At 47.2% G+C, this 16,156-nt stretch carries 1 protein-coding gene; it reads right to left on the reverse strand.

What is annotated here, in order from left to right; translation table 11 throughout:
- Positions 1 to 57: 57 nt before the first annotated feature.
- Positions 58 to 16,149, reverse strand: a complete 16,092-nt coding sequence (locus QRX25_RS08965) for a non-ribosomal peptide synthase/polyketide synthase (protein ID WP_212101497.1) — start codon at positions 16,147 to 16,149, stop codon at positions 58 to 60.
- Between the last annotated feature and the right edge of the window lie 7 nt (positions 16,150 to 16,156).

Genomic DNA, 16,156 nt, shown 5'->3' on the forward strand with positions numbered 1-16,156 from the left:
GGCTGACCGCTGTCCCCGCAAAAACATCATGCCGGGGACAGCCGGTGCCGTCCGTTTTTAGAAATTCAATTCGATTTCGCTTGCAAGATGTTCACTTTTGTTTCCTTTCTCACTTAATTGAATTTCTTTTAAAGGAATCGATGGGTCTTTTATGATCGCCGACAGAATCATGGCGTAATCCTTGCTCAGCGTAGCGATGGTTTTCTGTCTAAACAGCTTCGTACAGTACTCAAAGCTTCCTTGAATCTCATGCGGGTTCATCACGAAGGTCAGCTGCAAATCAAATTTGGCCGCCGTATTCGTTTGTTCATATGGTCTGACCGCAAGAGAGTCCACTTCGATATCCGTTTGTTCCGTATTTTGCAGAACAAACATCGTATCGAATAACGGATTACGGCTTAAGTCCCGTTTCACCCCAAGTTTCTCAACTAGTTCTTCAAAAGGATACTCTTGATTTTCATAAGCTTTCAGCATCGTTTCTTTTGTTTCCGTTACATAGTTCATAAAGGTCTTTTCTCCAGCCGGGGCCGTACGGATGGCTAGCGTATTCACAAACATACCGATAATATGCTGCAAATCTTCATGCATTCTCCCCGCAATAGGCGTACCGACGACGATATCTTCCTGACCGCTGTATTTGGCCAGCAGTATGTTATAGGCTGACAGCAAGATCATGTAAGGGGTCGATCCGGTCAATTCTTCGATCTGTTTTATACCCTGGATCACGGTCTCATCGAGAGCGAAATTGTATCGCTTTCCTTCAAAGCTTCGAATTCGCGGTCTGGCAAAATCTTTCGGCAACTCAAATGGCGGGAGTTCCTCATGAAATACATTCAGCCAATAGTTTTCCTGCCTCTTGATGCGTTCCCTCTGCTCTGCCTGCTGATGCCATACAGTGAAATCTTTGTATTGAATCCGGAGCGGAGCTAATTCTTTGCCGTCATACAATTGAATCAGTTCTTCAACAAAAATATTCATAGAAGCTCCGTCTGAAACGATATGATGCATGTCAAACATGAAAACATGTCTGTCCTGTTCTAATTCGATGAGTCCGGCCCGAAGCAATGGAGCCTGACTGAGATCGAAAGGCCGCACGAAATTGCGGAACAGCTCCTCGACCTCCTTATCAGCTGCTTTGTGCCTTTCTATAGAGAAATCCGCCTGCGGCTTGATCACCTGCACCAGCTCTCCGCGGACCATTTCAAATCCGGTACGAAGCGATTCGTGGCGTTGGATCAGACTTTGGAACGCAGATTGTAAACGATTCATGTCGATCCTGCCTTCCAATGTCAAAATCCCCGGCATGTTGTAACTTAGTTCTCCGCCTTCAATTTGGGTAGACAGGTAAACCATCTTTTGTACAGAAGATACAGGATAAACATCTTTAGCTTCTGCAACAGGGATTTCATCCGGCCCGCTGGTTTCCGTGCCTGCAATGACCCTCGCCATTTCTTCAATCGTCGGGTATTGAAACACTTCTCTCAATGAAATGCTTTTGTCGAATTGCTTATGGATCTTAGTAACGAGCGTCATCCCCCGTAACGAATGCCCGCCGAGATCGAAAAAGTTATCTTTCACGCCGACTTGTTCTAACTTCAATACTTCTTTCCAGATGTGAACCAGCTGCTCTTCCGGTTTTGTCCTTGGAGCAACATAGTCAATCCCGGTCTGCAAGCCTGCTTCAGGCAGCGGTAACGCACTGCGATTCACTTTTCCATTGGAGGTTAACGGCATTTGCTCCAATTGCATCAGGTATGAAGGAACCATGTAGCCTGGTATTTGATCGGAGAGCTTTTCTCTAAGCTCATTGATCGGCAGTGACTGCTCCCCTGTAAAATAGGCATATAAATCGCTTTGCCCCTCTGCATTTTCTCTGGCCAGGATCACAGCTTCTTGTACATGCTCGATGTTGAGTAGAGCGGCTTCCACCTCGCCAAGTTCGATCCGGTAACCGCGAATTTTGACCTGATGATCCTTTCTCCCGGCATATTCAATGTTTCCATCCGGCAGGTAACGGGCAAGATCGCCTGTTTTATACATCCGCTCTCCGATTACAAACGGATCGGCCACAAACTTTTCACCCGTTAATTCAGGCAAGTTCAGATACCCTCGTCCTACTCCGTCTCCGGCGATGCACAGCTCGCCCTTTACACCTATGGGCAGCATACGATCACTGGAATCAACAATATACACACGGTTATTGCCAAGCGGCTTACCGATCGGCACGTAACCTCCGTCGTCAGCAGATGCCAATGTCTCCGGTACGATAGGAAAGACCGATGCATCCACGCAGGTTTCCGTCGGACCGTATACATTGGTTATGAGTGGCATTGATGACCCATTCGAAGCGAACAATTCCAGCAGTTGCGCCACCGTCGACTGCGGGAGCGCCTCTCCTCCAATAAGCATGTGCCGGATCGTTACCCCATGAAGGCTGTCTGCGGCGATAAGCAATTGCAAATGTGCCGGTGTTCCATCTGTTACGTCAATGCGGTGGGTGCGATAATAGCTTGACAAGGCATGACCGTCTGATACTGATGCTTTTGGGACGAGAAACAGCGCATGTCCCCCTAACAGTGCTGCGAAGATTTGCTTGACCGATGCGTCGAAATAGTACGGTGCCAACAGAGACACACGCAATCCCGCATCATAAGCACCGTACACTTGTCCGCGGAGCCCCTCCATCAAATGAAGTACCTGGCGATGCTCAATCAGCGTGCCTTTTGGCTTGCCGGTTGTGCCCGATGTGTAGATCACATACGCCAAGTGATCCGGTCCGGCTGCCGTCACCAGATTCGAGCCATCCCCGCTGTTCATTCGTTCGTCATCAAGCAGTAAAATCTCTCCGGCAAACGATACACGATCTTGTAAATGAGGCTGTGCCAGCAGCACCTTTGTTCCTGAATCCTCCAGAATATAGCAGATGCGTTCCTGCGGGCTTTCCGGATCCATCGGCACATACGCGCCCCCGGCTTTCAGGATCGCCATAATCCCCACGATCATTTCCAGAGAACGTTCTGCCAGAATACCCACAGGCTGGTCAGGCTGCACGCCTTCGCTTCTTAAAATCCGAGCCAGGCGGTTGGCCCGCTCATTCAGCCCACGGTATGTTAATCGGCTTTTCTCGTAAACTGCGGCCACATGTTCCGGCGTGCGCTCCGCCTGTTCCTCGAACAATTGGTGGATTGTTTTGTCCCTTGGATAGTCTATCGCCGGTTGATCCCATCTTTCTACAATCTGCTCTTTCTCCTTTGCCGTGATCATCTCCAGCGATGAAAGCGGCGCCTGCGGATCATTCGCAATAGCCTCGATCAATTGGATAAAGTGCATTGCCATGCGTTCCGCAGTTTCCTGCTTGTACAGTGCTGCCGCGTAACTGATAATACCTGTAATTCCGTCATCATTCTCTGCCGCTTGGAACGTCAGGTCGAACTTCGCCATCGCATGGTTGTCCGGATAAGGGGTAAAACGCACATCATCGAGGCTCAATTCTCCCCGTTCTGTGTTTTGCCAAATGAACATCGTGTCAAACAGCGGATGGCGGCTGAAATCCCGGGACACATTCAGCTTGTCCACCAGTTCGTCGAATGGATACTCTTGGTTTTCGTACGCTTTTAATGTATGCTCTTTGACTTCCTGCACGTACTCCCGGAATGTTTTTTCTCCGACTGGTTTCGTTCGTATCGCCAGCGTGCCCACGAACATGCCGATTAAGCTTTCCAAATCCGAATGGGTTCTTCCGGCAATCGGGCTGCCTACTACGATGTCTTCTTGCCCGCTGTATTTGGCAAGCATGGTCGTATAAGCAGCCAGCAGCACCATATACAGCGTGCTTTCGCTCTTTACCGCCAAGCCTTTCAGCTGTTCCGTCAACGCCGGTCCGATGACAAACTCGATTTGTCCTCCTTCAAAGCTCCGCGCAGCCGGTCTTCCATAGTCGGTTGGCATATCCAGCACCGGAACCTCTCCGCTGAACACATCCAGCCAGTACGCTTCCTGCTTCTTCATCCGTTCGCTTTGCATATCCGACAGCTGCCACGCCGCATAATCTTTATACTGAATCCGCAATGGCGGCAATTCTTTTCCTTCATATAATGAAACGAATTCTTCAATCAAATTCTTGATAGATACGCCGTCTGAAATAATATGATGCATGTCAAACAGCAGCAAATGGCGGTCTTTTGCAAGCTCAATGAGTCCTACCCGCAGCAGGGGCGCTTTCTCCAAATCAAATGCCCGCACAAATCCATGGACGAGGGCTTCCGCCTGTTCTTCTTTCGCCTGAGTGTATTCCACTGCAAATTGGACGTCGTCATAAATCCGCTGCACCGGTTCTCCGTCTATCAGTTCAAATCCGGTACGCAGCGTTTCATGGCGCTGAATCAGCTTGCAGATCGCCTTCTCGACAAGTTCCCGATCCAGAGCTCCTTCGGCTCTCATGACACTCGGCATATTGTAGCTCAGCTCTCCGCCTTTCAGCTGATTCAAAATGTACAGCCGTTTCTGCGCCGAGGAGACGGCATAGTATTCTTTTGCTTCAATGGTCGGGATAGATGTATATGCTGTGTGTTTCATTCCGGTAATCGTTTCTGCCATTTCTTCAATTGTTGGCGATCGGAACACTTCCCGCAGCGGCAGGCTGACCCCCATCTTTTTGTGCAGCTTCGCTGTCAGCGTCGTTGCCCGCAGAGAGTGACCGCCGATGTCGAAGAAGTTGTCTTTCACGCCAATACGCGGAAGTCCAAGCACCTCTTGCCAGATATGCGCCAGCTGCGCTTCCGCCGCTGTCCGCGGAGCCACGTATTCGCCTCCCGTTTGCACGCCTCCTTCTGGTACTGGCAATGCTTTGCGGTCGACTTTTCCGTTTACCGTGAGCGGAATCGATTCAACAAAAGCCCATTTTACGGGAATCATATAGTCAGGAAGGTCTTTGGCCAGATCTGTCCGTAATGCTGAAGGATCAATCGCTTTTGAGACGCTGTAGTACGCGCACAATTCATTTTCACCCAAAGCGTTTTTTTGAATAAGGACGGCTGCTTCTTTCACCGCCGGGTGATTGGCCAATATGACCTCAACTTCCTTCGGTTCGATCCGGTAGCCTCTTATTTTCGCCTGATCATCAATGCGGCCGATGTATTCGATTTGGCCGTCCTCACGCAGCCTTGCCAAATCTCCGGTGCGGTACATGACGGCTCCCTTTCTGAACGGATCAGGCAAAAATTTCTCTCCCGTTAAAGCCGGGTTATTCGCATAGCCTCTCCCGGTATTTGCTCCGGAAATATACAGTTCTCCCGCAATGCCCAAGGGCTGAAGCTGTTTGTTCTTGCTGATGACATACATATTGTTATGGCATATCGGTTTGCCGATCGGCGGATACTCAGGAATATCATCTCCCGGTTGAATGGTATACGTTGACACTACATGAGTTTCTGACGGACCGTAATGATTGTGCAAATGCAAGCCGTGGGTGCGGAGCACTTGCTGAAATAAACGGGATACGGTCAATTGTTCTCCTGCTGTAATCAAATGCTTCACACAGCCCGGAAATGAATATGCATAGCTCTCCTCGTTAAAAAGCATTTTGACAAAAGCAGTCGGGAAAAAGACGATGTCCGTCTGATGTTTATTAATAAACGAAAACAGCTGAGCCGCGTCCCGCTTTATTGATTCAGGCACGATGTGGAGTGTGCCGCCGCTGAGCAGGGCTGAAAACAGCTCTTGATAGCAGACGTCAAATGCCGGAGATGCGTATTGGAGCACATTGGTTTTGAAATCGATGCCTGAGTTTGTAAATTGGTCATACAGCAAATTGGCCATATTTCTATGTTCAAGCAGCACACCCTTCGGTTTCCCTGTCGTACCTGATGTATAAATGACGTAAAGCAGATCCTCCGCCGTGTTTATCGTCTGCACATTGCTCCCGTCCGGTTCTGTCTCCGCTTCTTCTATGAATGTGACAATCTGCGTTGCTGCCTCGGGGACTGACCGGTCTTTCTCTGTTACAACATGAGCGCAGCTGCTGTTTTCAATGATATAGCGGATTCGTTCGGCAGGATGGCTCGGATCCATCGGAACAATGGCACCGCCCGCTTTTAAAATGCCTAAAACAGCAACCGCTAATGATGGTGAACGCCCGGCGATCACAGCCACCGGCTCTTGATGCTTTACACCCCGCTTTCGGAGAATCCGCGCCAGTTTATTGGCCGTTTCGTTCAGCTCTTTGTAAGAAATCTCCGCCTCTTCGTATTGAATTGCGATTTCTTGCGGCGTTTGTGCCGCCTGGCGTTCAAACATAGTGTGAATCGTTTCGTATTCAGGCTTCTCTGTTTCCCCGGAAAGCGGAGTGAGCAGCTGGTCTTTTTCTTGCTGCGTCAGAAGTTCCATTTCTTCTATTTTGATAGATGGCTGCTGCAAAATTTGGTGAATGAGCTGTTCAAAATGTCCGCGAATCCGCTCTGCCTCTGATTGTCGATATTCATTTTGGTTGAAATCAAAATGAACGGTAAGTTGTTCGCCAGGGATGACAACTACATTAAAATCGTAATGAGTATGTTCTTCTATATGGAAATTCACGATATTTAAATCCGCAGCATCATGGCCTGTCTTTTCGACCTGCTCCCCTATCGGATAGTTTTCAAAGATCATGATATGGTCAATCAGGTTTTGCTTTTGATCCGTTTGTGCCTGAATTTCATATAAAGGATAGGTATCGTATGCTTGGGAAGCCAATGCCTTTTGTTGAACCATTTGCATCGTGTCAGCAAAAGAACTGTCCTCATCACAGCGGATGCGGACCGGAATGGTATTGATGAACAGGCCGATCATCTGTTCCACCCCAGGAATTTCCGCCGGTCTTCCGGACACGACGCTGCCAAAGACAACGTCTGCGGATCCGCTGTATTTCTGTAATAAAATTCCCCACACCGTTTGGATCAGTGAATTTAATGTAACTTGATGCTGATTTGCGATCTGCTGCAACCGTTTTGTCTGTTCTCGGTCTAATTCGCAGATCACATTGGCATAGGCATATTCTTTTTGTTCAAGCTGCGTTCTTTTATGAAGAAGCCTGGTTTCACCTTTATAACCGTCAAGATACTCGCTCCAGTACCGTTTGGCCTCTCTGTGATCTTGGAGGTCAAGCCATTCGATATAGTCGCTGTAAGGAGCTGCAGATGAAAGGTCTGTTTCCCTGCCTTCTTGCAAGGCGCTATAATGCTCAAACACTTCCTTCGTGATAAGAGACAGGCACCAGCCGTCCATAACAATATGATGAAAGCTCCAAATCAAATGATATTTGCGGTCTTCCATACGGAAAATCGCTATGCGCATCAGCGGACCCCGAGCCAAGTCAAATCCTTTTTCCTTGTCCTCTTTTTGATAGGCTGCGATTTCATCCTCGCGCCGGTGCTCCTCTTTGTCACGCAAATCTGCAAAATGAATCTGCGGCTTTTGCGTTTTATAGACAATTTGTAAAGGAGTATCGTTCCAGCCGCTGTAAAATCGGGTTCTGAGCACGGCGTATTTTTCAAATAATCGTTCCAGGCTTGCTTTAAACCAATCAATCTTTAACTCTCCCTGTAAATCGAATGATGCTTGTTCGAAATAAGAATGCGAGTCCTCATCCAGCAAGCTGTGGAAGAGCATTCCTTTCTGCATCGGAGTGAGCGGATACACGTTTTCAATCTCACCTGCATGCGGCAGTTGAATGAGGAGCTGATCCAATTCGTCAATGGACATGCCTTTTAACAAAATATCGCTTGGCGTCAGTTCCGATTGTTCTTTCTGCACGCAATGCGTAATGATTGTCCGCAGGCGGCTTTGAATCGTTTCCGATAACCGCTTGATCGTTTCTCTTGCGTACTGTTTGCTGCTGTAGCTGATCGTAAGCGTCAGCCGGCCGTCGGTTATCATTCCGTTTATATTCAATACATACGGTCTGACTTGATTCCCGCTTGAGTCTGAACCACAGGAGTAAGAAGATAATTGAATCCTATGCTGCTGCAAATCTTGGTCAAACTGCCCCAGGTAGTTAAAACTAATCTCCGGATTCAATTTTGATGGCATCCCGCCGCTTAAGTACCTTGCTATCCCATATCCGATCCCTTTATACGGAATTTGGCGCAGCCCTTCTTTGGTCATCTTGATATAATCAGAGATTTCTTTGCCTGGCTGCGCGTGAAGCACAACCGGATACAGACTTGTAAACCATCCAACCGTGCGGGAGATATCCATATCTTGAAAAATCTGTTCTCTTCCGTGTCCCTCTAAATGAATCGGAATGTGTTCAAGTCCTGACCAGTGCGATAGGGAAAGACCAAGGGAGGTTAAAAGCAAATCGTTTATTTCAGTGTTATAGGCGCGATTCGCTTGTTTTAATAACAGCTCCGTTTCCTCTTCAGTCCATTCCACAGTTGCCGTTTCACTGTCTTTTGCAGTCGTCTGTGTTTCATGAAAGTCTGTAGGCAGCGGTTTTACTTCGGTTTGTTCGATCTTTGTCCAATATTTCTGTTCTTGTTTTATCGTTTCACTTTGCGCATATTCTGAAAGTCTCTTGGCCCATAATTGGAAAGAGTCTGTTTTTTGCGGCAGTTGAATCACTCGCCCGTTCTCGGCTTGCTTGTAGCCGCTGACGATATCTTCCAATAAAATGCGCCATGAAACCCCGTCTACAATCAAATGATGAATGGCAATCAGTAAATGATCTCCATCTGCACAATGAAACAGCCCGGCTCTCAGTAACGGCCCCTCACTTAAACGCATACTGCTTTGTATCTCGTCAGCCTTGGCCTCAATTGTCTGCCCCGGGTAGGACTCTGCTTTCAGATTCAGGACTTCAAGGCGGTACAGCCCGCTTTGGGCGATCTCTGCATTTTGTGCCTCGTATCCTTTTTCTGTCTGCCGGAACGTCATGCGAAGCGCATCGTGATGTTCTCCTAGCTTTTGCAGGGTTTGACGAAGCGGCTTTTCCTGAAAACCTTCCGGCGCAAACAGCATGACGGCTTGATTATAATAATGCGGATCTATCGTTATGTGATCAAAGAACCAATGCTGAATAGGAGTCAGGCTGACTTTTCCTTTGACTTCACCCTGATCGGCTATACGAACATTCTGCTTGATATGCGGACTCAGTTCGGCAATCGTTGCATATTGAAACAAGTCTTTGATTTCCATTTTGTATCCGCTCTGTTTTAATCTGGATGACACTTGAATTGATTTAATCGAATCTCCGCCGAGATCAAAGAAATTATCCAGAATACCGACGTTCTCTGCGCCTAATACCGATTCCCAGACAGAAACTAATATTTCTTCCGCTTTCGTTCGGGGAGCCTTATACTCTGCTCTGTCCTGCAGCCCGAAATCCGGAGCCGGCAGCTCTTTTCTGTTTATTTTTCCGTTGGAGGTTAAAGGCATTTCATCCATCTCGATAAAATAAGCCGGAATCATATAACTTGCCAGAGTTTGAGACAATTGTTTCCGAAGCTTGGATACCGTTATTTGTCCGCAGCTCACGTAATATGCACACAATTGTTTGAACCCGTGGACATCTTCTCTGGCTGTCACGACCGCTTCCTTGATCGCTTCTTCTTGGTGCAGTGCCGCCTCGATCTCTCCTAATTCGATACGATAGCCTCTGATTTTTACTTGTTCATCTATTCTCCCCGCATATTCGATGTTTCCGTCAGCAAGCCACTTCGCCAAATCTCCGGTCTTATACATCTTGGCTCCGGGTTCAAACGGGTCATCGACAAATTTCTCTGCCGTCAATTCCGGCCGGTTTAAATATCCTCTTGCCACGCCGGCGCCGCTGATATAGATTTCCCCAGGGACACCGATCGGCACGGGTTTCCTATTCTCATCAAGAACATAAATGCTCATGTTTGCTGCAGCCGTTCCGATCGGTACCGATTCCCGCCTGTCCTTTACGGCATCGTAACGGTAAATCATGCAGCCGACAACGGTTTCAGTCGGCCCGTACTCATTGCATATTTCAATCCGGCCTTCGAACTGTTCATGAATGCTTTGGGCTAACCGGGTGCTTAGATTCTCCCCGCCCACAATCATTCTTCTGACAGCGGTTTTATCGGCGATGTTCATTTCTTTCAAAACCTGCAAATGGGCCGGGGTCAATTTAATGATATCCACCCTCGGGTCCTGCACAATTGATTCAAGCAGAGCTGTTTTATCCTCACCGTCGTAGACGATGATCGTATTGCCCGTGACAAGCGGTGTGAAGATAGAAGTCACCGTCAGATCAAAAGAGATTGACGAGTACAACGGGAAGTTGGTTTTCTCGCCTTTTACATAAACCTCTTTCGCCCACCAAATATAATTGGCCAAGCCCCGGTGCTCGATTAATACGCCTTTCGGCCGGCCTGTGGAACCTGACGTATAAATGACATACGCCAAATGGCTCTCATCACTTAGCGGTTCAAGGTCAGCGTCATCTTGGTGATACGAACTTTCATCATCCAGTAAAACCGTGACGCCTTCACAGGAAAGCTGCTCCCTGACATCCCGCTGCATCAAAATGATTTCGGCTTGAGAGTCATCCAGCATATACCGGATGCGGTCTTGCGGATATTCAGGATCGATAGGGACGTAGGCTCCGCCTGATTTTAAAACGGCAAGGATTCCGACCACCGATTCGATACTGTTTCTGCTGATGACAGCCACAGGATGATCCGCCTGCACGCCCTTCGCTCTTAATGTTCTCGCCAGTTGGTTTGCGCGCTTATTGAGCTCTTCGTACGAAAGCTGCCTGTCCTTATCGATGACGGCCGCTTGATCGGGCGTGCGCTGCGATTGCTCTTCAAATAATTGATAAACCGGTGTCTGCGGAAATGGCGCAGACGTGTCGTTAAGCGTATGAAGAAGGGTTCTTTTTTCACCTTCGGTTAACAATTCCACTTGATCCACCAGGATATCCGCATTTGTCACGACTTGATGCAAGATTTGCATGAAATGTTCCCGAATCCGTTCTATACTTGATCGATCATACACATTGGCGTTGTATTCAAAATAGATGTTCAGCGCGTCACCCGGTATAACGGTCAAATTAAAATCATAGTTGGTCTGTTCTTCCATTTGCACGTTGGAAATGGTGATGGATGATCCGTTTTGCCGGCCTATGCTTTCCATATACTGATCAACGGGATAATTTTCAAATATCATTAAATGTGTAATTAAATCTTGCTTTTGCGTTGTCCGTGCCTGGATATCGTACAACGGGTACGTCTCAAATTTTTGCGACGCTACTGCCCTTTCCTGCGCCTCTTTCATAAGCTCGGCAAACGTTGTCCCGGCTTCACATCGGAACCGGACGGGAATGGTGTTAATGAATAAGCCGATCATGGTTTCCACGTTTGGAATTCCAGCCGGTCTTCCGGAAACGACACTTCCAAAAACAACGTCTTTACTTCGGTTATATTTCTGCAGCAGAACTGCCCATGCCGTCTGCAGCAGCGTATTCAGCGTGACGTGGCGCTTGCCGGCCGTCTGCTTCATTTTCAAAGTGAGATCAGAGCTTATTTCACACGTCACTTTCTCCGGAATGTATCGTTCTTTTGCCGAATGGTGATCCTTGGGAAGGCCGGTTTGCTCTTCATATCCCTCCAAATACTGATCCCAATAACGCATGGCCTCTTCTGCATCTTGCCGGCCGAGCCATTCAATGTATTGACTGTAGGGAGTAATTGACGATTGCTCAGGCTGCTTTTGCTGAAGCAAGGCAAAGTAATGTTCGAATATTTCTTTTGTAATCAGCGGCAGGCACCAGCCGTCCATCAAAATATGGTGAAAACTCCATATAAAACGGTATGCCGTATCATCCGTACGAAGAATGAGTAACCGCATTAACTCGCCTTTCTCTAAGTCGAACCCCTGTAATTTATCTTCTCTGGCGTATTTCTGAATCATCTCTTCTTTTTGTGATTCTTCCATCTCACCTAAGTCAATGAATTGAAAACCGATCTTTTTCGTTTTTAAGATGATTTGCAGCGGCTGATCTTTCCAGCCTCTGTAAAAGTTCGTGCGGAAAATATCGTATTTTTGTGATAAGCCGTCCAAGCTTTTCGAAAATGAATCAATATCCAGATCTCCATGCAGATCAAACATCGTTTGCTGAAAATAAGCACCTGAACTCGGGTCAAACAAGCTGTGAAACAGCATACCCTTCTGCATCGGTGTTAACGGATAAATATTTTCCGCTTCGCCCAATTCACGTGTCTGTTCCAAAAGCTGTTCCAGTTCATCTATTGTGATGTTCTTTAACAGGATGTCACTCGGTGTCAGGGAAGTCTGCTGCCGGCTTACGCAATGCGCAATGACTTCTCGCAGACTTTCTTTCAAAATTCGGGCAAATTGCGCCATAGTCGATTTTTCGTATTGTTTGCTGCTGTAGCTCAGTGTCAGCGATAATTTCCCTTCAGCTATCATGCCGTTCAAATCAAGCACGGCCGACCTCTCTTGGTTTTCATTCATCGATAACCCAGTGGAAAATGGCGATATGCGCAAAGCTTGATCCTTCAGATTTTGGTCAAATTGCCCCAAGTAATTAAACGATATTTCCGGATTCAGCTGCAGGGTTCCGGCTTCCGGACGCCCGGATACATATTTGATGATGCTGTAATTCATTCCTTTATCAGGGATACGGCGCAGTCCTTCCTTCACGATCTTAATTCGCTGTGACAGGACTTTGCCGGGTTCCATCTTCAGTACGACAGGGTACTGGCTTGTAAACCATCCTATCGTCCGGGAAATATCCGCATCCGGAATAATCGGTTCTCTCCCGTGGCCTTCTAAATTTACGACAATGTCTTCCATGCCAGTCCATCTGTGTACGGCGAGTCCTAATGAAGTCAGCAGCAGATCATTGATTTCCGTGTTGTATGCGCGGTTCGCTTGTTTTAATAATTGCTCTGTTTCCTCTTTTGTCCATTGAATCGTCACTTCTTCGCTGTCTCTTAATAACGAATCTTCGCTTATTTTGTCCTTAGGCAGTGGCTGCGGCTTCGTGCTTGAAAGCTCGGCCCAATAAGCAATCTCCTGCTCCAAGTCGGTTTCCTTCGCATATTTGGACAATTGATCAGCCCAGAATGGAAACGAGTCTGTTTTTTGCGGAAGGCTGATCGTTTGCCCTTGCTCTGCCTGCTCATAACCGCTTGCAAAATCCTCAAGTAAAATTCGCCATGATACCCCGTCAATCACCAAGTGGTGAATCGCAATCAGCAAATGATCTCCGTCCGGACATCGGAACAAACCAAGCTTCATTAAAGGCCCCTGTTCTAATACCAGGCTGCTTTGAATCTCATTCGCTTTTTCGGCAATCGCTTGAGCCGGATCTGTTTCCTCTTTATAATTCATCACTTCCAGATGGTATAATTCATGTTCATCTGTTCCTGTGATTCGCGCGGTGTATCCATTCGGCGTTTCTTCAAAAACCATCCTTAAGGCATCGTGATGCGATGCGATGTGTTCCATCGTCCGGCGAAGCGGATCCTCTTTAAAGCCTTCCGCCGAATATAACATGACGGCCTGATTGTAGTGGTGTGCATGCGGCATTTTTTGCTCAAAAAACCAATGCTGAATCGGAGTGAGATTTGTCCTGCCGCTCACTTCCCCTTGATCGGCCATCCTGCTGACCGGCACTACAAACGGACTTAGTTCAGCAATCACGGGATATTTAAACAAATGCTTCATATCAACCTTGTATCCGGCTTGATACAATCTGGAAGACACCTGAATTGATTTAATCGAATCTCCGCCAAAATCAAAGAAATTATCCAGAATTCCTATACGTTCTGCCCCTAATACTTCTTGCCAGATAGACGCCAGCAGTTCTTCTGTTGTGTTTCGCGGGGCTATGTATTCATTATCCGTCCGCGTTTTTTCTTCGGCAGCAGGCAAAGCTTTCAAATCAATCTTTCCATTGGAAGTGAGCGGTATGTGTTCCAAATGGATAAAGTAAGAGGGAATCATATAATCCGGCAGTTTACAGGATAATTCGTCTCTCAACTGCGCAGCGGTCAAAGAAGGCTCGCCGACATAATAGGCATACAATTGCTTGGCTCCGTCTTCGTCTTCCCGCGCAACGACTGCAGCTTCACGAACGTTCTCCAGATTGAACATGGCTGCCTCTACCTCGCCGATCTCAATCCGGTAGCCGCGAATTTTCACTTGGTGATCAATTCGTCCTAAATATTCGATCCTTCCATCTGGCAGCCATCTTGCGAGATCACCCGTTTTGTACATCTTTTGAGCGGGGAGATGCAAATGCTGAACAAACTTTTCCTCCGTCAATTCAGGCCGGTTGAGGTAGCCGCGGGCCACTCCCGCTCCTCCGACATACAGCTCTCCCGGTACGCCGATCGGCTGGATTTGCTGGTGCGCTCCTAAAATATAAGCTTGATGGTTGGCCACCGGTTTGCCGATTGTGATCTGTTCATCAGCGGACTGAACAGGGTGAAACGTAGAAACCACGCTATTTTCTGTCGGTCCGTATTCATTATTGACCCGAATGTGAGGCTGCAGAGAATACAGCTTCTCAACTGTATCTGTTTCCAGCTGCTCTCCGCCTACAACAACATGCCGGACAGCAATGAAGTCCTCTGCGTTCATCTGTTCGATCATCGTTTTCAGAAGACGGGGAGAAGTTGAGAAATGTGTAATTCTCTCCTGTTTCATGGCATTTTGAATGGCGAAAAGGTCTTTATTCTCTTCATTCGGCAAAAGATGCAAGGTTGCACCCGAAATAAGCGGGCCGAAGAAATTTAAAATAAATGCATCAAAAACATAGGGGTACAAGACAAGCACGCGGTCCTTGGCAGAATGCTTAAAAAACGCCTTCTTCCACTGAAGCGAGTTCGCAATGCCGCCGTGTTCAACCATAACCCCTTTCGGCTTTCCTGTTGTGCCTGAGGTATAGATGACATAGGCTAAATGGCTGTGTTCGGCTATAGGTGATAACAATGAGCAATCGGCATGGTAAGATGCTTCATCATTCAGATCAATCGTCGGACCGTCAAAGGTGAGGCTGTTTTTAAAATGATGCTGTACAAGGAGAACATCTGCATTCGCATCATGAAGCAAATATTGAAGCCGCTCATTTGGATATTCAGGGTCCAGGGGCACATAAGCGCCCCCCGCCTTCCAAACGGCTATAATAGACACGATCATCTCCAATGAACGATCAGCCAGAATAGCGACCAACGAATCGGCTTGAACCCCGCAGTTGCGCAATGTTCTTGCCAAACGGTTGGCTTTTTCATTCAATTCTCTGTACGTCAAATGGCAGTTTTTAAACTTCACGGCTGGATGCTCGGGCGTTCTTTCTGCTTGCTCTTCAAATAATTGATAAACGGTTCTGCTCCCGGAGTAATCTGCGCCGGTGTCATTGAAATCAAACAATAGTTTCTGTTTTTCCGGTTCGGGCATCATTTCTGCCGTATGGATTGCAGTTTGAGGCTGAAACAAGATCACGGACAGCAGCTGATCCAAATGGGCTGCAATTTGATCCATATAGCGCTCATCGTACAGATTGCCGTTATAAAAAAGTTTCAAGTGAATCCCGTTGTTCTCCAAATCAAAGTGAAACAGCGTATCGGTTGCAGCGTCTTCCTTAAATTGCAAGGAATGAATTTCGTTAAGCGAAACGACGGTATGAATGAACGGAATATGCTCATCACTGTATTGCACATTTAGATTTTGAACCATTTTCCGGAACGGCAGGTTTTGATTTTTCAGCGATTCATTAACGGCTTCTTTCAGTTGCTGGAATACGCTTTTGAACGTGCTTTCGCTTGTAAGCGTATTTTTTAAGAGGACGATGGTATTAACGGCTGACTGGCTGCTTTTTTGCTTCGATACCGTTGGAATACCGAGAATTAAACTCGCTCGATCCGTATATTTATACAGCAAGCATTCAATACCAGCCAATAAAATCAAATAGGCCGCCATTTCGGAATGATTCGCCATTGTCATTATTCTTTGAGATACTTCCGGAGATAAGGAACGGCAGATGTATTTTTCCTGATGGCCGATACGGGTCAATGACGCATTATCCTCTGCTTTAAAGTAAGGGAATATGCTTAGGCTGTCATCTTCATCAAACAGGTTATCCCAGTACGTTTCTTGATTTCTAAATACCGACATTGGAGCA

The organism is Bacillus sp. L381, assembly GCF_030284525.1.
Taxonomy (GTDB): domain Bacteria; phylum Bacillota; class Bacilli; order Bacillales; family Bacillaceae; genus Bacillus; species Bacillus amyloliquefaciens.